This window comes from Leucobacter sp. USHLN154 (assembly GCF_037145595.1).
Classification (GTDB): Bacteria; Actinomycetota; Actinomycetes; order Actinomycetales; family Microbacteriaceae; genus Leucobacter; species Leucobacter alluvii.
In genome coordinates, this window is the sequence record NZ_JBBCXF010000007.1 from 207,787 (window position 1) to 229,363 (window position 21,577).

At 68.1% G+C, this 21,577-nt stretch carries 17 protein-coding genes and 1 tRNA gene; 16 read left to right on the forward strand and 2 right to left on the reverse strand.

Features of this window, described 5'->3' with window-relative positions; genetic code table 11:
• Positions 1-40 precede the first annotated feature (40 nt).
• The 12 genes from WFH23_RS13540 to rlmN all read left to right on the forward strand — a co-directional run bounded on the left by WFH23_RS13540 (position 41) and on the right by rlmN (position 13,814).
• Positions 41-1,561 carry a GuaB1 family IMP dehydrogenase-related protein gene (locus WFH23_RS13540; protein ID WP_336662923.1) on the forward strand — a complete coding sequence of 507 codons (1,521 nt, stop codon included), beginning with the start codon at positions 41-43 and terminating at the stop codon, positions 1,559-1,561.
• Positions 1,562-1,670: 109 nt separating this feature from the next.
• Positions 1,671-3,101 carry a threonine synthase gene (gene thrC, locus WFH23_RS13545; protein WP_336662924.1) on the forward strand — a complete coding sequence of 477 codons (1,431 nt, stop codon included), beginning with the start codon at positions 1,671-1,673 and terminating at the stop codon, positions 3,099-3,101.
• 67 nt (positions 3,102-3,168) lie between these two features.
• Complete coding sequence (locus tag WFH23_RS13550; protein WP_336662934.1) at positions 3,169-4,335, forward strand: AI-2E family transporter; 1,167 nt, start codon at positions 3,169-3,171, stop codon at positions 4,333-4,335.
• A 165-nt stretch (positions 4,336-4,500) separates the two neighbouring features.
• Positions 4,501-4,573: transfer RNA gene (locus WFH23_RS13555), tRNA-Glu, on the forward strand.
• Between the two features lie 126 nt (positions 4,574-4,699).
• The gene (locus WFH23_RS13560; RefSeq protein ID WP_336662925.1) at positions 4,700-5,764 is read left to right on the forward strand and encodes a 3-isopropylmalate dehydrogenase; all 1,065 of its coding nucleotides are present in this window, start codon (positions 4,700-4,702) and stop codon (positions 5,762-5,764) included.
• A gap of 32 nt (positions 5,765-5,796) precedes the next feature.
• Positions 5,797-6,906, forward strand: coding sequence for a branched-chain amino acid aminotransferase (locus tag WFH23_RS13565; RefSeq protein WP_090150155.1), 1,110 nt, complete (start codon positions 5,797-5,799; stop codon positions 6,904-6,906).
• Positions 6,903-7,697, forward strand: a complete 795-nt coding sequence (locus WFH23_RS13570; protein ID WP_090149904.1) for a fumarylacetoacetate hydrolase family protein — start codon at positions 6,903-6,905, stop codon at positions 7,695-7,697. Before WFH23_RS13565 ends, WFH23_RS13570 begins: the two co-directional genes overlap by 4 nt.
• A gap of 57 nt (positions 7,698-7,754) precedes the next feature.
• Positions 7,755-8,855, forward strand: a complete 1,101-nt coding sequence (locus tag WFH23_RS13575) for a carboxylate-amine ligase (RefSeq protein ID WP_200331842.1) — start codon at positions 7,755-7,757, stop codon at positions 8,853-8,855.
• Between the two features lie 85 nt (positions 8,856-8,940).
• Positions 8,941-10,335, forward strand: coding sequence for a transcriptional regulator (locus tag WFH23_RS13580; RefSeq protein ID WP_336662926.1), 1,395 nt, complete (start codon positions 8,941-8,943; stop codon positions 10,333-10,335).
• A gap of 135 nt (positions 10,336-10,470) precedes the next feature.
• Positions 10,471-11,994, forward strand: coding sequence for an acetaldehyde dehydrogenase ExaC (exaC, locus tag WFH23_RS13585; RefSeq protein WP_090150152.1), 1,524 nt, complete (start codon positions 10,471-10,473; stop codon positions 11,992-11,994).
• 26 nt (positions 11,995-12,020) lie between these two features.
• The gene (locus tag WFH23_RS13590) at positions 12,021-12,458 is read left to right on the forward strand and encodes a DUF779 domain-containing protein (protein ID WP_336662927.1); all 438 of its coding nucleotides are present in this window, start codon (positions 12,021-12,023) and stop codon (positions 12,456-12,458) included.
• Between the two features lie 48 nt (positions 12,459-12,506).
• The gene (gene rlmN, locus WFH23_RS13595; RefSeq protein WP_200331848.1) at positions 12,507-13,814 is read left to right on the forward strand and encodes a 23S rRNA (adenine(2503)-C(2))-methyltransferase RlmN; all 1,308 of its coding nucleotides are present in this window, start codon (positions 12,507-12,509) and stop codon (positions 13,812-13,814) included.
• A 33-nt stretch (positions 13,815-13,847) separates the two neighbouring features.
• On the opposite strand, the gene WFH23_RS13600 is transcribed toward rlmN, so the two are convergent.
• A complete protein-coding gene (locus WFH23_RS13600) occupies positions 13,848-14,900 on the reverse strand; it encodes an aminotransferase class V-fold PLP-dependent enzyme (RefSeq protein WP_211648540.1) in 1,053 nt (350 codons plus the stop codon).
• 93 nt (positions 14,901-14,993) lie between these two features.
• On the opposite strand from WFH23_RS13600, the gene WFH23_RS13605 reads away from it, so the two are divergent.
• The 4 genes from WFH23_RS13605 to WFH23_RS13620 are packed head-to-tail and all read left to right on the forward strand — an operon-like array spanning position 14,994 to position 19,801.
• Positions 14,994-15,953, forward strand: coding sequence for a LysR family transcriptional regulator (locus WFH23_RS13605; protein ID WP_090150148.1), 960 nt, complete (start codon positions 14,994-14,996; stop codon positions 15,951-15,953).
• 8 nt (positions 15,954-15,961) lie between these two features.
• A complete protein-coding gene (locus WFH23_RS13610; RefSeq protein WP_336662928.1) occupies positions 15,962-17,263 on the forward strand; it encodes an MFS transporter in 1,302 nt (433 codons plus the stop codon).
• Between the two features lie 10 nt (positions 17,264-17,273).
• The gene (gene gltX, locus WFH23_RS13615) at positions 17,274-18,794 is read left to right on the forward strand and encodes a glutamate--tRNA ligase (protein WP_336662929.1); all 1,521 of its coding nucleotides are present in this window, start codon (positions 17,274-17,276) and stop codon (positions 18,792-18,794) included.
• A gap of 20 nt (positions 18,795-18,814) precedes the next feature.
• Positions 18,815-19,801, forward strand: a complete 987-nt coding sequence (locus WFH23_RS13620) for an NAD(P)/FAD-dependent oxidoreductase (protein WP_336662930.1) — start codon at positions 18,815-18,817, stop codon at positions 19,799-19,801.
• Positions 19,802-19,840: 39 nt separating this feature from the next.
• Here WFH23_RS13620 and tgt read toward each other — a convergent pair whose 3' ends face one another.
• Entirely contained in the window at positions 19,841-21,175 is a 1,335-nt protein-coding gene (gene tgt / locus WFH23_RS13625; RefSeq protein ID WP_336662931.1) for a tRNA guanosine(34) transglycosylase Tgt, read from the reverse strand.
• Positions 21,176-21,577: the final 402 nt, after the last annotated feature.

The following is a 21,577-nucleotide window of genomic DNA, read 5'->3' on the forward strand; positions in this document are numbered from 1 at the left end:
CACCAGCGTCCAGGAGGCTGGATGGCTTAGCGTTGGACGCATGGAGTTCCTCGGCGCGACCCCCACAGTCGATCTCACGTATTCAGATGTCTTCCTGGTGCCGCGGCATTCGGAGGTGCGCAGCCGGCTCGACGTGGCTCTTGCGCCCGACGATGGCACGCCGGCGACGATCCCGCTCGTCGCGGCGAACATGAACTCGGTGACCGGCCCGCGGTTGGCGGCAGTGCTCGCGCGCCGCGGGGGATTGGCGGTGCTCCCGCAGGACCTGTCGCCGGAGGCGACCTCAGAGGCCATTCGGCGCGTGAAGCACGAACCCGTCGCGGTCGACGGCGCGATCGTGCTTCCACCCGATGCCACGGCCGCCGACGCGCTCCGCTGGATTCCGAACGCCGACGGTCAACTCGTGGTGGTGGCCGATGATGAGCGGTCGAGTTCGCGCGCGACGGCGACGAACTCCGATGCGCCCCCTTCGCTGGTGCCGATCGCCGCGGTGCGCGGAACGCTCGGGGCGCATCGGCTCTCATCGGTCCCGTCGGATGCGCGGCTCGGCGATCTCCTCCACGCGCAGACCGTCGTGATCGAGGAATCCGATCTCGGAGATGCTCGCGCCGCGTTCGACGCGGTCGACGCCGCGCTGCGAGCCAACCCCGGCGGCTCGGCCGACGCCGTGTGCGTCGTCCGCGACGGCATGCTGCTCGGGACGCTCTCGCGGCGCTCCGCGCTTCGCGCGTCGATCTACCGGCCGGCGCTCGACGTGCAGGGACGGCTCGCCGTGGCGGCAGCCGTCGGCATCAACGGGGACGTCGCCGCGAAGGCGCGCGCCCTCGCCGAGTCGGGTGCCGATGTGCTCGTGGTCGATACCGCGCACGGCCATCAGGGCGGGATGCTCCGCGCGCTCGAGTCGGTGGCCCGGCTCGATCTCGGAGTGCCGATCGTCGCGGGAAACGTCGTGACTGCGGAGGGGGTGCAGGATCTCGTCTCGGCGGGCGCCTCGATCCTGAAGGTGGGAGTCGGGCCCGGGGCGATGTGCACGACCCGCATGATGACCGCAGTGGGGCGCCCGCAGTTCTCGGCGGTGCTCGAAACCGCGCATGCGGCGCGCGAACTCGGCGCACATGTCTGGGCAGACGGCGGCGTGCGGTATCCGCGGGACGTCGCCCTCGCGCTCGCGGCGGGAGCGTCGTCGGTGATGATCGGCTCCTGGTTCGCGGGCACCGCGGAGTCGCCGGGAGAACTCCTGGCGGATGCCGATGGGCGGCAGTACAAGGAGTCGTGGGGCATGGCCTCCGCGAAAGCCGTGCAGGGTCGGTTCGGGGGGCTCGACGCGTTCGATCTCGCTCGCAAGCAGCTCTTCGCCGAGGGCATCTCGTCGTCGAAGATCTATCTCGATCCGCAGCGACCGGGTGTCGAGGATCTGATCGACATGATCACGTCGGGGGTGCGGTCGTCGTTCACCTACGCGGGAGCGGAGAGCGTTGCCGCCTTCCACGACCGGGCGCGCGTCGGACTGCAGTCGGCCGCGGGATACGAGGAGGGCAAGGCGCTGCCCGTCTCCTGGTAGCCGAGCGCGTTCGAGCGGCAGTCGATTTCATCCTCGATTCCGTCCATCGGCCGCTTCGCGAGAGGGTGCTCCCCATAGACTGGTGCATCTACGACCGTAAGGAGCATCGGTGAAGTACATCTCGACCCGTGGCGGCATGGAGCCGGCCCCCTACAGCGCGATCCTGCTCGAAGGGCTCGCGACCGACGGCGGACTCGTGGTGCCGGAGACGCTGCCCCGGGTGACGGCCGATGAGATCGAGTCGTGGCGGTCGTTCAGCTATCCCGAGCTCGCCGCGGAGGTGCTGAGCCGGTTCGCCACGGATATTCCCCGTGACGACCTGGATCGCATGTGCCGGGACGCGTACAGTTCGGAACTCTTCGTCACGGCGGAGATCGTTCCGCTCACCCCGATCGACGATGAGATCACGCTCGTCGGGCTGTCGGAGGGGCCGACCCTCGCCTTCAAAGACATGGCCATGCAGTTCCTCGGGCAGGCGCTCGAGTACGTGCTCGCCCGCAGCGATCGCGCGCTCAACATTCTCGGAGCGACCTCGGGAGACACGGGTTCTGCGGCCGAGTACGCGTTGCGCGGCAAAGACGGCATCGCGGTGTTCATGCTCTCCCCGCAGGGTCGGATGAGCGCGTTCCAGCGCGCGCAGATGTACTCACTCGAAGACGAGAACATCCACAACATCGCGGTCGCAGGCGTCTTCGACGACTGCCAGAACCTCGTGAAGTCCCTCTCGAGCGATCTCGAGTTCAAACGCGCCCATCACCTCGGCACCGTGAACTCGATCAACCTGGGCCGCATCAGCGCTCAGATCGTCTACTACTTCTGGGCGTGGCTCCGCGCGAGCGACGGCGTGCCAGCGGACGAGCGCGCCGGCTACGAGGTGTCGGTGACCGTTCCGTCGGGCAACTTCGGCAACATTCTCTCCGGACATCTCGCGAAGACGATGGGGCTGCCGCTGCGCAAACTGGTGCTGGCCGCGAACGAGAACAATGTGCTCGATCATTTCTTCCGCACCGGCGTCTACGCGCCGCGCACTGCGGCCGAGACGCATGCGACGTCCAGCCCGTCCATGGACATCTCGAAGGCGTCCAACCTCGAGCGGTTCGTCTACGACCTCGTCGGATGCGACTCCGAGCGACTCGGCGAGGCCTGGCGCGAGCTCGATGAGACCGGGCGCATCGATCTCACCGCCGAACTGGTGCGCTTCGAGGCGGAGTACGGTCTGCGCAGCGGCTCGAGCACGCACGCGGATCGCGTGGCGACCATCCGTTCCGTGCACGAGCGCAGCGGCATCCTGATCGACCCGCACACCGCGGATGGCGTGAAGGTCGCCCGCGAGTACGTGGAGCCCGGAGTGCCGATGCTCGTGCTGGAGACCGCGAAGCCCGAGAAGTTCCCGGACATCGTGTTCGAAGCGACGGGCGTCCAGCTCGGGATTCCCGAGCAGCTCGCCGGCCTGCTGGAGCGGGCGCAGCGCGTCACCGAGATGGCGGACGACGCCGATGAGCTGCGAGCGTTCATCTCGGCTCACGCCGTGCATCGGTAGGCAGCAGAAGCAGCCGCCGCCGCCGCGGCGGCCCGAAGAGTGGTGATCGAACGATAGGGGAGTGCGAATGTTCGGATGGGGCGCCAAGCGCGAGATCGATGAGCGACTCACGCGGATCGAGCTCGGCATCGATGGAAGATCGGAGCGGCCGAGAAGCACGCGCTCAGCGTGGAGCGACGGCTTCGGGCTGACCGCCACGCGGTCGCTCCAGGTGATCATCGTCCTGATCCTGACCGCCGCGATCATCTGGGGCATGCGCTCCCTCACCACCGTCGTGATCCCGATCCTGCTGGCGCTGATCTTCGCGAGCACGTTCTCTCCCGTCACGAGTTGGCTGCGTCGCCGCAATGTGCCGGCCGCGCTCTCTGCAGTCATCGTGCTCCTCGGCATCGTCGTGATCCTCTCCGGAATCGGTTGGTTGATCGTCTGGGCCGTGCGGGACCAGTGGGATGATCTCTCGTCCCAGGCGCAGGACGGGTTCGAGCAGGTGGTCGAGTGGTCTCGCACCCTGCCGTTCCTGGCCGATGACTCGCAGCTGCACGAGTGGGGCGATCAGATCCTCGACTTCATCACGAGCGCGCAGTTCGGGTCGGGGGCGCTCGCCGGCGTCGGTGCGCTGACGAGCTTCATCACGGGGCTCGTGCTCATGGTCGTCGTGCTCTTCTTCTTCCTCAAGGACGGCCCGACCATCTGGCGCTTCCTGTTGCGTCCGTTCCAGGGCGAGTCGCTCCGCCGGGCGGAGCGCGCCGGAGCGAAGACCGTGGCGACGCTCGGCTCGTACGTTCGCGGCACCGCTGGCGTCGCAGCGGTGGACGCCATCGGCATCGGTCTCGGCCTCGTGATCCTGCAGGTGCCGCTCGCCCTGCCCCTCGCCGTGCTCGTGTTCGTGCTCGCGTTCATCCCGATCGTCGGCGCGACGGTAGCCGGCATTCTCGCCGCGCTCGTCGCGCTCGTGTCCAACGGACTCGTCAACGCGCTCATCGTCGTCGGCGTGGTGATCCTCGTCAACCAACTCGAGGGCAACTTCTTGCAGCCGGTGCTCATGGGGCGCGCGCTCAAGCTGCACTCGCTCGTGATCCTGCTCGCATTGACGATCGGTACCGTTCTGAGCGGCATCCTCGGCGCGGTGCTCGCTGTGCCGATCGCCGCTGTGGCCTGGGGAGTCATCCAGGTATGGGACGGCGCGAACACTCCTGCGAAGTGGGCGCGGCCCCACCGAACCGCGGACTTCTGAGTCGCCCGCCCGGGAGGGTCCCGCGCGATGGCTGCCCAGGAGCGCAGAATCACGCGGGACACACCCGGGCTGCGCGGCCCGATTTGGCTTGCGGTGCGCTGATGTGTTTATATATATGAGTTGCCAGCGCAGCCGGGGAAGCCCGGGAAGCGGGTAACGCCATTCGGCCCCATCGTATAGCGGCCTAGTACGCTGCCCTCTCACGGCGGTAACGCGGGTTCGAATCCCGCTGGGGTCACCGAATGCAGAAGCCTCACCTTCGGGTGGGGCTTCTGGCGTTTTCGGGCCCGCTCCCGACGCGCGACGAGGCGAGTATCGGCCGCAGTATGCTGGAAGGGTTGTCCAGCATACGAAGGAGCGTCACGTGACCCGTATCATCAAGCTCGCCGTCATTCCGGGCGACGGGATCGGACCCGAGGTCATCGAGCAGGCGAATCGTGTGCTCGACGCCGTGCTGGAAGGCGGCGATGTGGTGCTCGACCGCACCGAGTTCGCCCTCGGCGCGCAGCGTTTCCTCGAGACGGGGGAGACGTTTCCAGAGTCCGAGCAGGCGGCGATCGCCGGGCACGACGCGATTCTCTTCGGCGCCGTAGGCGGAGTGCCCGGCGACCCGCGACTGCAGCACGCGAACATCGAGCGAGGTCTCCTGCTGAAGCTCCGCTTCGACTTCGAGCACTACGCCAACGTGCGCCCGTGCACCCTGTTTCCCGGGGTCGTCTCCTCGCTCGCCGAGCCGGGCGACGTCGACTTCGTCGTGGTGCGCGAGGGCACCGAGGGGCCGTACGCGGGCAACGGCGGGCGCCTCCGGCCCGGCACGCACGCCGAGGTCGCCACCGAGGTGTCGGTGAACACGGCGTACGGCATCGAACGCGTGGTCCGCTACGCCTTTGAGACCGCACTCACCCGTCAACGCAAGAAGCTCACCTGGGTGCACAAGACGAATGTGCTCGTGCACGCGGGCGCGACCTGGCAGCGCATCGTGCAGACGGTCGCCGCGGAGTACCCGGAGATCGCCGTCGACTACATGCACGTCGACGCCGCCACCATCTTCATGGTGCAGGATCCGTCGCGCTTCGATGTGATCGTCACCGACAACCTGTTCGGAGACATCCTCACCGACCTGGCCGGCGCGATCGGAGGCGGCATCGGGCTCGCGGCCTCAGGCAACATCAATCCCGACGGCACGTTCCCGAGCATGTTCGAACCCGTGCACGGCTCCGCTCCCGACATCGCGGGGAAGCATGTGGCCGATCCGACCGCGGCGATCCTCTCCGCCGGTCTCATGCTCGATCACCTGGGACTCGTCTCCGACGGCGAACGCCTGCGTTCCGCTGTCCGAGCCGACCTCGCCTCGCGCGGCGCCGCGACGAGGAGCACGGGTGCGATCGGCGACGCCGTGATCGCCCAGCTGATGCCGCGCGGAGCCTGACCGCGCACTCCACCACGCGAGAGAGAATGTTGATGACCGACTTGCAGTTCACCCACACCGAGGCAGAGCGCCTCTCCGACACCGAGCGCGACGCGATCCTCCGCGATCCCGGCTTCGGCAACCACTTCACCGATCACATGATCTCCATCGTGTGGACGAAGGAAGCCGGCTGGCACGACGCGGAAGTCGTGCCGTACGGGCCGATCCCGATGGACCCGGCGTCTTCGGTACTCCACTACGGGCAGGAGATCTTCGAGGGCCTGAAGGCGTACCGCCGCCCCGACGGCTCGATCGTCACGTTCCGTCCGGACGCGAACGCGCGCCGGCTCAATGAATCCGCACGCCGCCTCGCGCTGCCCGAGATCCCCGAGGACCTGTTCGTCGCCGCGATTCAGGAGCTCGTCGCCGCCGACGCCGACTGGGTGCCGAGTGGCGATGATCAGAGCCTGTACTTGCGACCGTTCCTGATCGCCGACGAGAGCTTCCTGGGGGTGCGCGCCGCCGAGCGCGCGCGCTTCCTGATCATCGCGAGCCCCGCTGGCCCCTATTTCACCGGAGGCGTCAAGCCGGTGTCCATCTGGCTCTCCGAGGAGCACTCGCGAGCCGGTCGGGGCGGCACGGGTGCTGCGAAGTGCGGCGGCAATTACGCGGCTTCGCTCCTGCCGCAGCAGGTGGCGGCCGAGAACGGCTGCCAGCAGGTGCTCTTCACCGATTCTTCGACGGACGACACGATCGACGAGCTCGGCGGCATGAACCTCTTCCTGGTGCGCTCCGACGGCACGCTCGTGACGCCGCAGCTGAACGGCAACATTCTCGACGGCATCACCCGGCGGAGCCTGATCCAGCTGGCGAGGGATCGGGGGCACGCGGTCGAGGAGCGCGAGGTGACCGTGTCCGAGTGGCGCGAAGGCGTCTCGCAGGGCACGATCACGGAGGCGTTCGCGTGCGGCACCGCCGCTGTCATCACGCCGATCCAGCGCCTCAAGGGAACCGATCTCGAGATCGACTTCGGCAGCAGCGCGCCCGGCCCGCTGACGATGTCGTTGCGGGAGGAGCTCACCGGCATCCAGTTCGGCGCGGGCGAGGATCGGCACGGCTGGTTGCACGTGATGGTTCCGGCGGGTTCGGAGGTGGCTCGATGAAGGTCGCGCGTTTCCAGGTCGACGGCGAGATCGCCTTCGGCGTGCTCGATCAGGCGGAGGCGGGGGCGGACATCGAGCTCGTCGAGCTCACCGGCGACCCGATGGTGGCGGGCTACGCGACGACCGGGCGACGCTTCGCGTTCGCAGACGTGCAGCTGCTCGCCCCCGTCATTCCGCGTTCGAAGATCGTCTGCGTCGGCAAGAACTACGCCGATCACGTCGCAGAGATGCAGGGCGTGACGGGCATCGATGGCGGCGCGCCAGCGGAGCCCCTGCTGTTCTTGAAGCCCAACACCTCGATCATCGGCCCCGGCGACGCGATCGTGCGGCCCGCGGTCTCCGACCGCGTCGAGCACGAGGGAGAGCTCGCGGTCGTGATCGGTGCGATGGCGAAGAACGTGCCGGAGGACGAGGCGTTGCAGTACGTCTTCGGATTCACCTGCGCGAACGATGTCACGGCGCGCGATATCCAGATCAAGGACGGGCAATGGGCACGAGGGAAGGGCTTCGACACCTTCTGCCCGCTGGGACCGGTGATCGAGACCGATCCTGATCTCGCCGACGCGCGCGTCATGACCCGGGTGAACGGCGAGGTGCGGCAGGACGGCAGTACGGCTCAGCTCATCCATTCGCTCGCCCGCATCGTCTCCTACGCATCGGAGGCGTTCACGCTGCTGCCCGGAGACGTGATCCTCACCGGCACGCCGGCCGGGGTCGGGCGACTCGAAGCCGGCGATGTCGTCGAGGTCGAGATCGAGGGCATCGGGATCCTGCGCAACCGGGTCGTGTGAGTCCCGGCTGAGGGCTGTGCCACACTGGTGTTTCCCGACGAAGGAGCAGGTGCTGATATGCCCGATTCCCTCCCCGCCTCGCCGCGCTTCGGCATCGAGGAAGAGTACCTGCTGCTCGACTCGGCGACCGGCCTGCCCTCCGACCGCGTGGACGAGATCATCGCGGCGATCCCGGGGCACCTGGCGGAGCACGAGTACTTCCACAGTCAGCTGGAGACGGCGACTCCCATCTGCGTGCGCGCCGACGAGGCGTATGAGGCTCTCAGCGCATTCCGGTCCGCCGCGGCCGGAGCAGGGGACCAACTGGGAGTGGTGCTCGCCGGGACCGGATTGCCGCCGCTCGGCGGCGATCGCCTGGGCAGCCGGGTTGCGAAGCAGCGCTACGCCGACATCGAGGAGGCCATGCGAGGCATGGTCACGCGCTACTACTCCACGGGAACCCACGTGCACGTCGAGGTGCCGTCGCGAGAGGCGGGCGTCGCGGCCATCGCCAGCATCGCGCCGTGGTCCCCGCTGCTCGTCGCTCTGACGGCGAACTCCCCGCTGTGGGTGGGTGAGGAAACAGGTTACGCCGACTGGCGGTACATGTCGATGCAGCAGTGGGCGACAGCTGGATACCCGCCGCGGTTCGAGAATGCCGCAGAGTACGACGGCGTCGTGGCCGACCTGGTGCGTTCGGGCGCCCTGCTCGACGGCGGACTCGTGAACTGGTCGATCCGACTCTCCGAGAAGTATCCGACCATCGAAGCGCGTCTCGCCGACGCGCAGCTCGACCCGCGCGATGCGGTCGCCTACGGCGTGCTCTTCCGCGCACTCGTCGCTCGGGCGCTGCGCGACTCCGCCATGGGGGTCGAGTCGCCGCGGTGGCAGCGGGATGTCGTGCGGGGCGCGCATTGGCTCGCGGCCCGGAACGGCCTGAGGAGCGAACTCGTGGATCCCGTGACGGGGAATCCGACGCCTGCCTTCGACGCCATCGATCGACTCCTGGAATACGTGTCGGATGAGCTGACCCACGCGGGAGACCTCGATACTGTGCGAGCGTTCCTCGACCGCCGGAGAGCCGATGGTGGGCCGGCGCAGGTGCAGGTGGATCGCTGGCGGGCTGCTGGCATGCCCGGTCTGCTCGAGCTCTACCGGGCCGGACACCGGGAACGGTAGCGCACCGGGGCAGCCCACGGCCGTGCGGCCTCCGACGTCGGTCGGGTACGCTCAAGGCATCCGAGACCGCGAGGAAGGGGTCGGGATGACGAACGGATGGCATGCGCTCCGACGGGGCGAATCCGTGCTCGAGCGACGAAAGCTGCTGGAGCGGGCGCACGAGCGGTTCGTGGACGACCGCTCGCCGCAGCCCGTCGGTGATCCGGAGCTCCGTGATCGCTTCGCCCAAGCGTCTGCCGTGCGCACGGTAGTGCTCGAATCCTGGCTGCGATCCCGCCGGTTGACCATCGACCCCGACGGTATCCCGCAACGTCCGTCCCTGTCTGAGGCGCAGCTGACGGAGATGCGTGCGACGCATCCGATCGGGAGTGTGCTCCCCGTGGTGAGCCGGTTGCTGCTCGATGAGGCGAGCGAATCGGGCTTCATCGTCGCCGTGGGGGATGCGTCCGGGCGCCTGCTGTGGGTCGACGGTGATCGGACCTTGCGCAGCCAGGCGGAGGAGATGGGGTTCCGTGCTGGAATGGACTGGTCGGAGCAGGCCGTGGGCACGAGCGCTCCCGGCAGCGCGCTCGCGCTGGACCACGCGATACAGGTGCTCGGCGCCGAGCACTACTCTCGAGCAGTGCATCCGTGGAGCTGCACGGCAGCGCCGGTGCACGACCCGGGAAGCGGCGCCATCATCGGTGTGATCGACGTCTCCGGCGGCGATGGCGCCGCGTCGCCGCATCTCATGCCACTCATGGAAGCGACACTCGCCGCGGTCGAAGCAGAATTGCAGCTCGTGGCGCTCCGCCGGCGAATCGAGCTGGATCGCGGTGCTCGGAATCGCTCGTCAGCGGCGCCTTCCCGCTCACGTGCGGCAACTGGCGCGACGCGCGGCGCACCGCAGTCCCTGCCACGTCTTGTCGTGCTCGGTCGTGAGCCCGCGTTGCTCGAGCATCTCGGAGGCGCGGAGCCCGTGAGCGGGAGGCACGCCGAGATCCTCCTCGCCCTCGCCGCGGCCCCGCAGGGGCTCTCGGCGCGGGCGCTGGCGGAGGCGGTCTACGGAGCTCAGGGGTCTGAGCGGACGCTGCGCCCCGAGATGGTGCGGCTGCGCAGGTGGTTGGAACGGCACTGCGTGGAGCTCGACCTCAGCTCGAAGCCGTATCGGCTCGTACCCGGGATCCGGATCGACGCGCACGAGACGCTCGAGGCAATTGGGCGGGGCGCCCACCGCCTCGCGCTCGCGGCGTACGAGGGGCCGGTGCTGCCGACCTCCAGAGCGCCGATCGCCGAGCAGCTCCGGGCGTCCGTCGACGCGACGCTGCGCGAGGCGATGCTCCAGTGGGCGGGCCCGGACCCGCTGTTCGCCTACGCGCAGAGCTGGGCGAGCGACGACGTGCAGGTCTGGGAGACGCTGCTGCAAGTGCTGCCGGCGCTGTCTCCGAAGCGGGCACGCGTGGTGGCGAGACTGGAGCATCTCGCCCGCGACACGAGCTGACCGGGGCACCAGCATCCGCGGCGCGCACCCGCGACGCGGGAGGTGCAACCTCCGTGCAACCTCGACCGTTCTACCGTCGAGCATCCGCACTGCACTAGCGGACCGACCCGGACAACGATGTCAGAGGAGATGCACATGACCGTCTATGCAGCACCCGGCCACCCCGACGCACTGGTGACCTTCGCACCGCGATACGAGCACTACATCGGCGGAGAATGGGTCGCCCCGGTGCGGGGGCAGTACTTCGAGAACGTCACACCGATCACGGGCCGAGCATTCTGCGAAGTCGCGCGCGGCACCGCGGAAGACATCGAGGCAGCGCTCGACGCCGCCCATGCCGCCGCACCCGCGTGGGGGCTGACCAGTCCGGCGGAACGCGCAGTGATCCTGAACAAGATCGCCGATCGAATCGAGGAGAATCTCGAGGCCATCGCCGTCGCCGAGACGTGGGACAACGGCAAAGCCGTGCGCGAGACGCTGAACGCCGATATTCCTCTGGCGATCGATCACTTCCGGTACTTCGCCGGCGCCATCCGTGCCCAGGAAGGCGGACTCTCCCAGATCGATGCAGACCTCGTCGCCTACCATTTCCACGAGCCGCTCGGCGTCGTCGGACAGATCATCCCCTGGAACTTCCCGATCCTGATGGCGACCTGGAAGCTCGCACCGGCGCTCGCAGCCGGCAACGCGGTCGTGCTGAAGCCCGCGGAGCAGACGCCGGCCTCCATTCTGTTCCTCTTCGAACTCATCGGAGACCTGCTCCCGCCCGGCGTCGTCAACATCGTCAACGGGTTCGGCGCGGAAGCGGGCAAGCCTCTCGCCTCCAATCCCCGGATCAGGAAGATCGCATTCACGGGCGAGACGACGACGGGCCGACTGATCATGCAGTACGCCTCCGAGAACATCATTCCCGTGACGCTGGAGCTCGGGGGGAAGAGCCCCAACATCTTCTTCGACGACGTCATGCGCGCGGACGACGGCTACTGGGACAAGGCGCAGGAGGGGTTCGCGATGTTCGCGCTCAACCAGGGAGAGGTATGCACCTGCCCATCGCGCGCACTGATCCAGGAGTCCATCGCGGGGGACTTCCTCGACGCAGTCGTGGAGCGCACCGAGCGCATCACCCGCGGGAACCCGCTCGACACCGACACCATGGTCGGCGCGCAGGCGTCGAACGACCAGTTCGAGAAGATCAAGTCGTATCTCGACATCGGGCGGCAGGAAGGCGCGCAGGTGCTCACCGGCGGTGGCGTCGAAGACCTCGGGGGCGAGTTCGCGGACGGGTTCTACATTCAGCCCACCATCTTCCGGGGCGACAACTCCATGCGCATCTTCCAGGAGGAGATCTTCGGCCCGGTCGTCTCGGCCACGACCTTCACCGACTTCGACGACGCGATTCGCATCGCGAACGACACCCTCTACGGGTTGGGCGCGGGGGTGTGGAGTCGCGACGGCGCAACCGCGTACCGGGCTGGGCGGGCGATCGAAGCGGGCCGGGTATGGGTGAACAACTATCACGCGTACCCCGCGCACGCGGCGTTCGGCGGGTACAAATCGAGCGGCATCGGGCGGGAGAATCACCTGATGATGCTCGACCACTACCAGCAGACGAAGAACCTGCTCGTGAGCTACCGCGAGAGCGCCGACGGATTCTTCTAACCCGACGAAGGCAAGGAGACAGGATCATGAGCGGGTCGGACGCAGTCGCGCCTCGGGCGGCGAGACCAGAGGTGGCCGGAGAGACCGAGAGCCGTCTGGCATTCACGCCGGTGGCGATCGAGCTCATCGAGCGGTTGTGGGCGATGCACGGCCCGCTCATGTTCCATCAATCGGGTGGCTGCTGCGACGGCAGCGCGCCGATGTGCTATCCGCTGGGCGAGTTCCGCACCGGCGGACAAGACGTCCTGCTCGGCACCCTCGAGCTGCCGTCGCTCGGTGAGAGCGGCTCGGCGCCCGGCCCCGCGGGGGCGACCAGGGAGATCGGCTTCTGGATGTCGCGGGAGCAGTTCGGGGTGTGGGCGCACACCCATCTCACGGTCGACGCGGTCGCCGGCCGCGGCAGCGGCTTCTCGCTCGAAGCTCCGGAGGGTCTGCGCTTTCTCATCCGGTCGCGGTTGCTCTGATCGGCGCTCTCGGAGGGGGTCGCGCCTGCGACCTGCGACAATAGACGTGTGGATCCCAACAAGCTCAACCATGACCGCGCTCCCGAGAGCACGCCGCTGCGCAAAACCCGGCCTCGCTCGGCCGACGCTGCGGCTCGCCCGCAGGTGCGCCCGAAGGCCGAGGGCTGGAAGCAGATCGCGGATCCCGACGGTCGCCCGACACTGCAGTTCGCGTCGCCGCGCGTGAAGCAGCCGGCCACCCACCTGGCTGACCTCACGCTCGAGGAGCGGGAGGCGAAGGTCGTCGAGCTGGGCGTGCCGAAGTTCCGCGCGAAGCAGCTCTCCAAGCACTACTTCGAGCACCGGACGACCGATCCGGAGCAGATGACGGATCTTCCGAAAGACCGCCGCGAGGAACTCGCCGCGGCGTTCTTCCCGCCGTTGCTCACCGAGGTGAAGCGCCTGGTGACCGACGACGGCGACACCATCAAGTTCTTGTGGCGGCTGTTCGACGGCGCGCTCGTCGAGTCCGTGCTCATGCGATACCCCGGCCGAATCACGCTCTGCGTCTCGAGCCAATGCGGGTGCGGCATGAACTGCCCCTTCTGCGCCACGGGGCAGGCGGGGCTGACCCGGAACATGTCGACCGCCGAGATCCTCGACCAGATCGTGCAGGCCAATCGCGTCATCGCCGAAGGCGGCCTGGGGGGCGCCCGTCGCGTCGCTCAGGGCGCGGAGCCGGAGCGCGTGAACAACATCGTCTTCATGGGCATGGGCGAGCCCCTCGCGAACTACAAGCGCGTGATGAACGCGGTGCATCGCATGATCGCACCGTCGCCGGAGGGCCTTGGCATGTCGGCGCGAGGTATCACCGTCTCGACCGTGGGGCTCGCCCCGGCGATCCGCAAGCTGGCCGCCGAGAACATTCCGATCACCTTCGCGCTGTCGCTGCACGCGCCCGACGATCAGCTGCGCGACGAGCTCATCCCGGTCAACAGCCGGTGGAAGGTCGAAGAGGTGCTCGACGCGGCCTACCACTACTACGAGACGACGGGTCGCCGCGTCTCCATCGAGTACGCCCTCATCAAGGACATGAACGATCACGGCTGGCGCGCCGATCTGCTCGCCGACAAGCTCAACGAGCGCGGTCGCGGGTGGGTGCACGTGAACCCGATTCCGCTGAACCCGACACCGGGCTCGATCTGGACCTCATCGACGCGGGAGGTGACCCGCGAATTCGTCGACCGCCTGAACGCCGCCGGCATCCCCACGACGCTCCGCGATACCCGTGGCAAAGAGATCGACGGCGCATGCGGGCAGCTGGTGGCCACCGAGCAAGACGTGGCCGAGGCCGAGGCCTTCGCCGCAGCGGGCTGACCCGCAGCTCGAGCGACGGTCCACCGCTCCGGTTCAGCGCCTGAGCGCCTCGATGAGTCCGGCCACGTCGTCAGGGGTGTTCCACACGTGGAACGCGACGCGCGCGTTGCCAGCGCGTCCCGAGGCGACGATTCCGGCGCGCGTCAGCGACGCCAGGTCGACGCCCTCGATGTCGCTCCAGGTGACGATGGCCGAATCTCCCGGTTCGAGCCCGAGACCCGATCGGGCGGCGTTCGCAAGACCGAGCGCGTGCTCGTGCAGGGCACCCGTGTCGATGCTCGCGATGGTCTCGAGCGCGGCGACGGTACCGGGAATGACGGGCCAGGCGGGGGAGAGGTCGAAGCGCCCGGCACCCGCTGCGAGCGGAGTGTGCCCGGCGTAGCAGGAACTCCAGGGGTCATCGGCCGAATACCACCCGGCCGCGATCGGCACGAGGGCATCGTCGAGACCCGCGCGAACGGTCATGAACGCTGAGCCTCTGGGCGCGCTGAGCCACTTGTAGGCGTGGCAGATGGTGATGTCGAAGTCGCCAGCATCCACCGGGAGCCAGCCGACGGCCTGCGTCAGGTCGACGCAGGTGAGCGCCCCGGCAGCCTCCGCCGCGGCGAGGATCGCTCGATGATCCGATACTGCGCCCGATGCCGACTGCACGTGCGACCAGGCGACGAGGGACGTGCCAGGGCGAACCGCATCGGCGAGGTGCTCGAGCTCGACGTACCTCACGCGCACGTTGCGGCCGGCCTGTTCGAACGGGTGGGTCAGCGAGGAGAAATCGCCGGCCACGCAGAGCACCTCGCCCCCGTCAGGAACCGCGGTCGCCACGACCGACGCGAACTGGGAGATCTGGGTGCCGACAGCGACGCGCTCGGGCGCGACGCCGACGAGCCCCGCGTAGAGGCTTCGGCACTGCTCGACCTGAGCGCTGATCCGATGCGCGTCCATGCGACCCGTCGACCACTCGTCGATGAAGGTCTGCAGCGCGGCGGTGGTGGTGGTCGCAGGCAGCCCCGCCGTGCAGGCCGAGAGATAGCCGGGCACCGAGGGGTACTGCCGCTGCAGCTCGAGAAGCGTGGTCTGTGCGTTCATGCTGCCAGCGTAGGAGCCCGTGAGTCATAATGAAACAGAATCATTCTTATGCTTTGCCTCGCGTCTGGTTATGTGTGGGTGTACACTGCCACCATGACTTCGATGCGCACCGCCGATCCGCTCGCCTCGATTGATTCGACCGAGCTCCGCATCCTGCACGCGCTCGCCACGACCGGTTCGCTCACTGCTGCTGCCGCGTCACTGGGGCTGAGCCAACCGGCCGTGAGTCAGCGCATCAAGCGAGTCGAGACCCGGCTCGCCGTTCCGCTCATCGAGCGCAGCGGGCGAGGCATCCGGCTGACGACGGCCGGGCAGATCCTCGCCGATCACGGGCGCACCGTCGTCAGCGAGATCGATGCCGCGCTGGCCGCGATCGATGACCTGCGCGGTGAGCGCGCCGGAACCCTGCGGCTCGTCGGCTTCCCGAGCGCCAGCGCCACGCTGGTCCCGATGCTGATGCGGCGGCTCGCGATGGAAGCGCCGGACGTCGCACTCCAGTACCGCGAGGCCGAGCCGCCCGCCGCAACGGCGATGCTGCGCGACGGGGAGGTCGACTGCGCGCTCATCTTCGATTACGAGGGCGCGGCCGAGCTGCCCGCCGGAAGCGCGTTCCTGCCGCTGTGGCGAGAAGAGGTGCACCTCGTCGTCTCGGACGAGCGGGCCGCAGGGGAGCGCACGGCGAAACTCGGCGACTTCTCGACCGAGCACTGGATCGCGGGATGCGAGAAATGCCGCGGACATCTGCTCGCGGCGGCTGGCGACGCCGGCTTCGAACCCGACATCATCCAGGAGACCGACAACGTGCCAGCCATGCTGGCGATGGCGGCGGCCGGCGGAGCCGTCGCACTTGTACCGGGACTCGCGCTCGCAGCTGCGCGGAGCCTCCCCGACGACGCCTGCGCACTGCCTCTCGACCCGCCCCGCTATCGCACCATCGGACTGGTATCGATGGCGACGGCGAACGAGAGCCCCCAGGTGCGACTCGCGAAGCGCCTCCTCGCCTCGGTCGACGGCAGTGCGTGGCACCTCGAGACCGTCCCGCACGCGGCGTAGGGATCGAGATGCCTCACGCACAGCCGGTGACCCCGGATTCGCGGACCGGAGACGGCGTGCGCGCTCTGCAGCGCCGTTCGGTCGCGGTGCTCGCGCTCGCGACGGTGCTCGGGGGCCTCGGCATCGGAGCGTCGTTGTCGGCCGGCGCCCTGCTCATCGCCGATGTCACCGGAAACCCCGCGCTGTCGGGATTCGGTTCGACGATGAACGCGGTGGGGGCCGCGGTCGCAGGGATTCCGCTCGCACGGCTCGCCGCTCGTCGGGGACGACGAGTCGCTCTGACGACCGGCAATCTGCTCGCCGTCGGGGGAGCCCTCCTCGTCATCGGAGCAGCACTCGTCGAGATTCCTATCCTGCTCTTCGTCGGTCTCGCCGCACTCGGCATCGCCGCCGCCGTGCAGCTGCAGGCCCGCTTCGCGGCGACCGACCTCGCGACTCCCGCGCATCGTGCGCGCGATCTCTCGCTCGTCGTGTGGTCGATCACCATCGGGGCGGTGATCGGACCGAATCTCATCGGACCGGGAGAGACCCTCGGCGACGCGCTCGGTCTGCACGCGCTCTCCGGCATCTTCGTGTTCACGATCGCGGCTCAGCTGTGCGCCGGCCTGGTCGTCTGGTTCGGCCTGCGGCCGGATCCGCTGCTGGAGGCGCGCGGGATCGCGAAGACCGCAGGCGACCACGCCACTGCGGCGCTCGGCGGCGAACCGGACGAGCCAGCCTCGGCATCGCCGGCCCCGACGACGGCGATGCGTGTCGGTCGCGCTCCGCAGTTCCTCGCGATCGCGCTCGTCGCCCTCGGCCACGCGGTCATGGTCGGCATCATGGCGATGACCCCGCTGCACCTCACGCACCACGGCGGCAGCATCGAGCTCGTCGGCATCACGATCAGCATCCACATCGCCGGCATGTACGCGCTCTCCCCGCTCGCGGGAATCGCGGCGGGCCGCTTCGGCCCGATCCCGGTGGTGCTCACGGGCTACGCGGTGCTCGCAGCGGCCGCCGCAGGGACGGCGTTCGGAGGCGGTTCGGTCGTGGTCGTGCAGACCTCGCTGGTGCTGCTCGGGCTCGGCTGGTGCATGGTCACGGTCGCCGGTGCGACACTGGTCACCGCGCTGACTCCCGAAGTGGAGCGGCCGGCGCGGCAGGGGCAGTCGGATACCGCGATGAACGCGGCGGGAGCCGTCTTCGGTGCGGCCTCAGGGGTGCTCTTCGCGGTCGGCGGATTTCCGATGCTGTCGAGCGTTGCGGGAGTGCTCATCGTGCTCGGGATCGCCGTGAGCCTTCGACTTCGGGTGCTCGCTCGACGCTAGAATGACGGTGATGTCACACACCGAGAGCCCCCAGTTTTCCACCGCGACCGGAGCCGACGTTCGCGTTCGGTTCTGCCCGTCGCCCACCGGCACCCCCCACGTCGGAATGGTGCGCACCGCACTGTTCAACTGGGCGTACGCCCGGCACACCGGGGGCACGTTCATCTTCCGCATCGAGGACACGGACGCGGCCCGCGACAGCGAGGAGAGCTACAGCCAGATCATCGATTCGCTGCGGTGGCTCGGGCTCGACTGGGACGAAGGCATCGATGTCGGCGGCCCGCACGGTCCGTACCGCCAGTCCGAGCGCGGCGAGATCTATCAGCGCGTCATCGCGCAGCTGATCGAGGGCGGGTACCTCTACGAGAGCTTCTCGACCGCTGAAGAGATCGATGCGCGCAACATCGCGGCCGGGCGGCCGAAGCAGCTGGGCTATGACAATTTCGATCGCGACCTCAGCGATGAGCAGCGCGCCGCGTTCCGGGCGGAGGGTCGCGAGCCGGCGCTGCGATTCCGAGTGCCCGACACCGACCTGTCGTTCACGGACCTCGTGCGCGGCGATATCACGTTCCCCGCCGGATCGACGATCGACTTCGTGGTGGTTCGGCCGAACGGCGCGCCGCTGTACACGCTCGTGAACCCCGTCGACGACGCGCTGATGGGGATCACGCACGTACTGCGAGGAGAAGACCTCCTGTCGTCCACGCCTCGCCAGATCGCGCTGTACCACGCGCTCGTCGAGCTCGGTATCGCGCAGGCGATCCCGCAGTTCGGTCATCTGCCGTACGTGCTGGGCGAGGGGAACAAGAAGCTGTCGAAGCGCGACCCCGAATCCAACCTGCTGCACCACCGGTCGCGCGGGTTCATTCCGGAGGGCCTGCTCAACTATCTGTCGCTCCTCGGATGGTCGCTTGCTCCGGATCGCGACGTGTTCTCGAGCGACGAGATGGTCGCGGCGTTCGACGTCGCGAACGTGAACCCGAACCCGGCCCGCTTCGATCAGAAGAAGGCCGACGCGATCAACGCCGATCACATCCGGCTGCTGTCGGAAGAGGATTTCGGGAAGCGGATCCTGCCGTACCTCATCGCGGGGGGAGCCCTGCAGATCGAACCAACGGAGGAGCAGCTCGCGGTGATTGCCCGCGCGGTGCCGCTGGTGCAGAGCCGCGTCACCGTGCTCTCCGAGGTCGTCGGCATGCTCGGCTTCCTCTTCACCACGTCTGAGCAGCTGCACTACGAAGACGACGCGCTCGCCTCGTTGAAGGACGACGCACCGCAGGTGCTCGCCGCGGGCATTGCGGCGCTCGATGCGCTCCCCGCCGACGCGTGGGAGACGGCAGGCATTCAGGAGGCGCTGCAATCCGCGCTCGTCGATGGGCTCGGGATCAAGCCCCGCCTCGCCTTCGGACCGCTCCGCGTGGCTGCCTCCGGCCGACGCGTGTCGCCTCCTCTCTTCGAGTCCTTCGAGCTGCTCGGCCGCGAGGAGTCGCTCGCGCGTCTGCGGCGCCTGGAACAGCACCTCGCGGGCTGACGTCGAGGGGGTGGCAGCGCATGAGGAGCAGCGAGGCGCCGATCGGCGTTGCGATCATCGGCGGCGGACCGGCCGGGTTGTCCGCCGGACTGCAGCTCGTGCGTGCGAACCGACGCATCGCGATCCTCGATAGCAACCGTCCGCGCCACTCCGCGACCCTGCAATCCCACGGGTTCCTGACGCGCGACGGAGTGTCTCCACTCGAGCTCCGGCGCCTCGGCCGCGAGGAGTTCGAACGCTACCCGTCAGCGATGTACGCCCAGGCGATCACTCGCGAGGTGATCCCGCTCGCTCCCGACGAGGCGCGCGCGGCGGGGTTTCCCGACGGCATCGGCTTCTCGGTGCGGGGGACCGGCATTCGCGGCGCGGCGGATGTCGAGTACACGGCTCGTCGCGTCCTCATCGCCGCCGGGTTGACCGAAGAGCTGCCGGCACTGCCGATGATCCGCGCGTACTACGGCACCGCGTTGCACAGCTGCGTCGAGTGCGACGGGTTCGAGAAGACCGATAAGCCGCTGGTGCTGATCGGCGAGACCAGCGACGTCTTCTCGCGGGCCCTGCTCATCAGCCGCTTCAGCTCGGATCTCATCGTCTTCACGAACGGCGCCGACACCGTGCGTCCCGAGCAGGAAGCGCAGCTCGAGCGCATCGGCATCCGTGTGGAACGGCGTCCGATCGATGACATCGTCGGCGAGCGTGCTGAGATGACCGGGGTGCGCCTCGCGGATGGAGAGGTGATCGCGCGAGTCGGCGGCTTCGTGCGGCCGCGCTGGCACGCGCCGGTGGAGTTCCTCGGCGATCTGCCCATCGCTCGTGATCACTGGGGTCTCGTGGAGGTCGATGAACGCGGTGAGACCTCGATCCGCGGCGTGTACGGCGTCGGCGACATCGTGCCGCCCGGGCCGCAGCAACTCGTCATCGCGGCGGGCAATGGCGCACGCGTCGCCGCAAAGCTGAATCTCGATATGATTCGCGGTGCTCTCGGAGTGGGGCTCGTCGACGACTAGCCCGGGCGGCGGTCTCAGGCTTGGGTGCAGCGGGTGATATCACCCCGCCGCAGCGACGCGGGCTGCGGCGTCGCGAGCGAACTCCATGCCGTACTGGCGGCCGAGCACTTCTTCGCGCAATTCCGCGAACGTGCCGTCGACGATGCTCCTACGAATGCGATCGACCAGGCGCACGATGTAACGCTCGTTGTGGATCGTCGCGAGCGTCGAACCGAGCATCTCCTTCGCCTTGAAGAGATGATGCAGGTACGCCGCCGTGTAGTTCTGGCAGGTGTAGCAGTCGCATTCCGCGTCGAGCGGCTCGAACCTGCGTCGCTGGCCTGCGGACTTGGCGTTGATGCGTCCCGTCGGCGAGTACATGGAACCGCCTCGCGCCTGCCGGGAGGGGGCGACGCAGTCGAAGGTGTCAGCGCCCGCAGCGATGGCGGCGAACAGGTCATCGGGTTCTGAGATGCCGAGCAGATGCCGCGGCTTGGAATCGGGAAGTTCATCGGAGACCCAGCCGACGATGGTGCCGAGATCCCGCTTCTCCAGAGCTCCGCCGATGCCGAATCCGTCGAACTCCTGCTCGGTGGCCTCCGACCCGCGAAGATGAGCCAACCCGTTCGCCGCGCGCCGTCGCAGGTCCTCGTACTGCGCCCCCTGCACGACTCCGAAGAGAGCCTGGTAGGGGCGGTGCGTTCGCGATGCGGTCTGGCGCGCGTGCTCGTCGAGGCACCGCACGGCCCACCGCTCCGTGCGCTCCACCGAGTCCTCCTGGTACTCCCGGGTGTTCAGCAGTGTGGTGCACTCGTCGAACGCGAACATGATGTCGGCGCCGAGTTCGTGTTGGATGCGCATCGAGACCTCCGGCGTGAAGCGATGCTTGTCGCCGTTCAAGAACGACTTGAAGGTGACACCGTCCTCGTCGACGTGCGCGAGACGCTCCTTGTTCTTCGCAATCACCTCGGCGCCGGAGTGGGCGGACTCCGCCATCGATATCACCTTCTTGAATCCGACGCCGAGCGACATCACCTGGAATCCTCCGGAGTCGGTGAAGGTCGGCCCGTCCCAGTTCATGAATCGGCCGAGGCCGCCCGCTTCGTCGACGAGGTCGCTTCCCGGCTGCAAGAAGAGGTGGTACGCGTTCGCAAGAACGGCCTGGCCGCCGAGTTCGCTCACGGTCGCTGGCAGCAGCGACTTCACTGTGGCCTTGGTGCCGACGGGGATGAATGCGGGGGTCTGGATCTCCCCGTGCGGGGTGCGGATCGTCCCGCTCCGTCCGAGCGGTTCGCCTCCGGAACCGACCGCCCCGCCGGATTCGAGCTGCTGATCGACGGTGAAGCCGAAGTCTGCGGGAGAGGGGGGAGTCGCTGATGCGGTGGGTGCGTTCACCCGTCCATCTAAGCACCTCCCGCGACGCGCCCGGGATCGTGGGCTGCGAGGCGAAAACGGGCGCGTTTCGGCCATCTCTGACGTGGGTCGACCCGGTGCCGGCTGGGATGTCGGTGGGGTGTCGTGTGGGTGAATTGGCGGATTCATGCGGGGACACGCCCGGGATGCTGCGTGGTGTTGCTGGTCGGGGGTCGGGGGCCGTAATGTATTCCCTTGTCAGCGCGACGCAGCCGGACTGAAACGGTCCGGCTCATTTACATGCGCTTCTCGCCACGTTCTTGTGGTAAGTTAGACAGGTTGCTGTTCGGAGCTTCCCTTGGTTGGGTGTGACGGGTGGTGTCTGGTCTTTGAGAACTCAATAGTGTGCACTTAAATTGTCATATGCCAATTTAATTTATAATC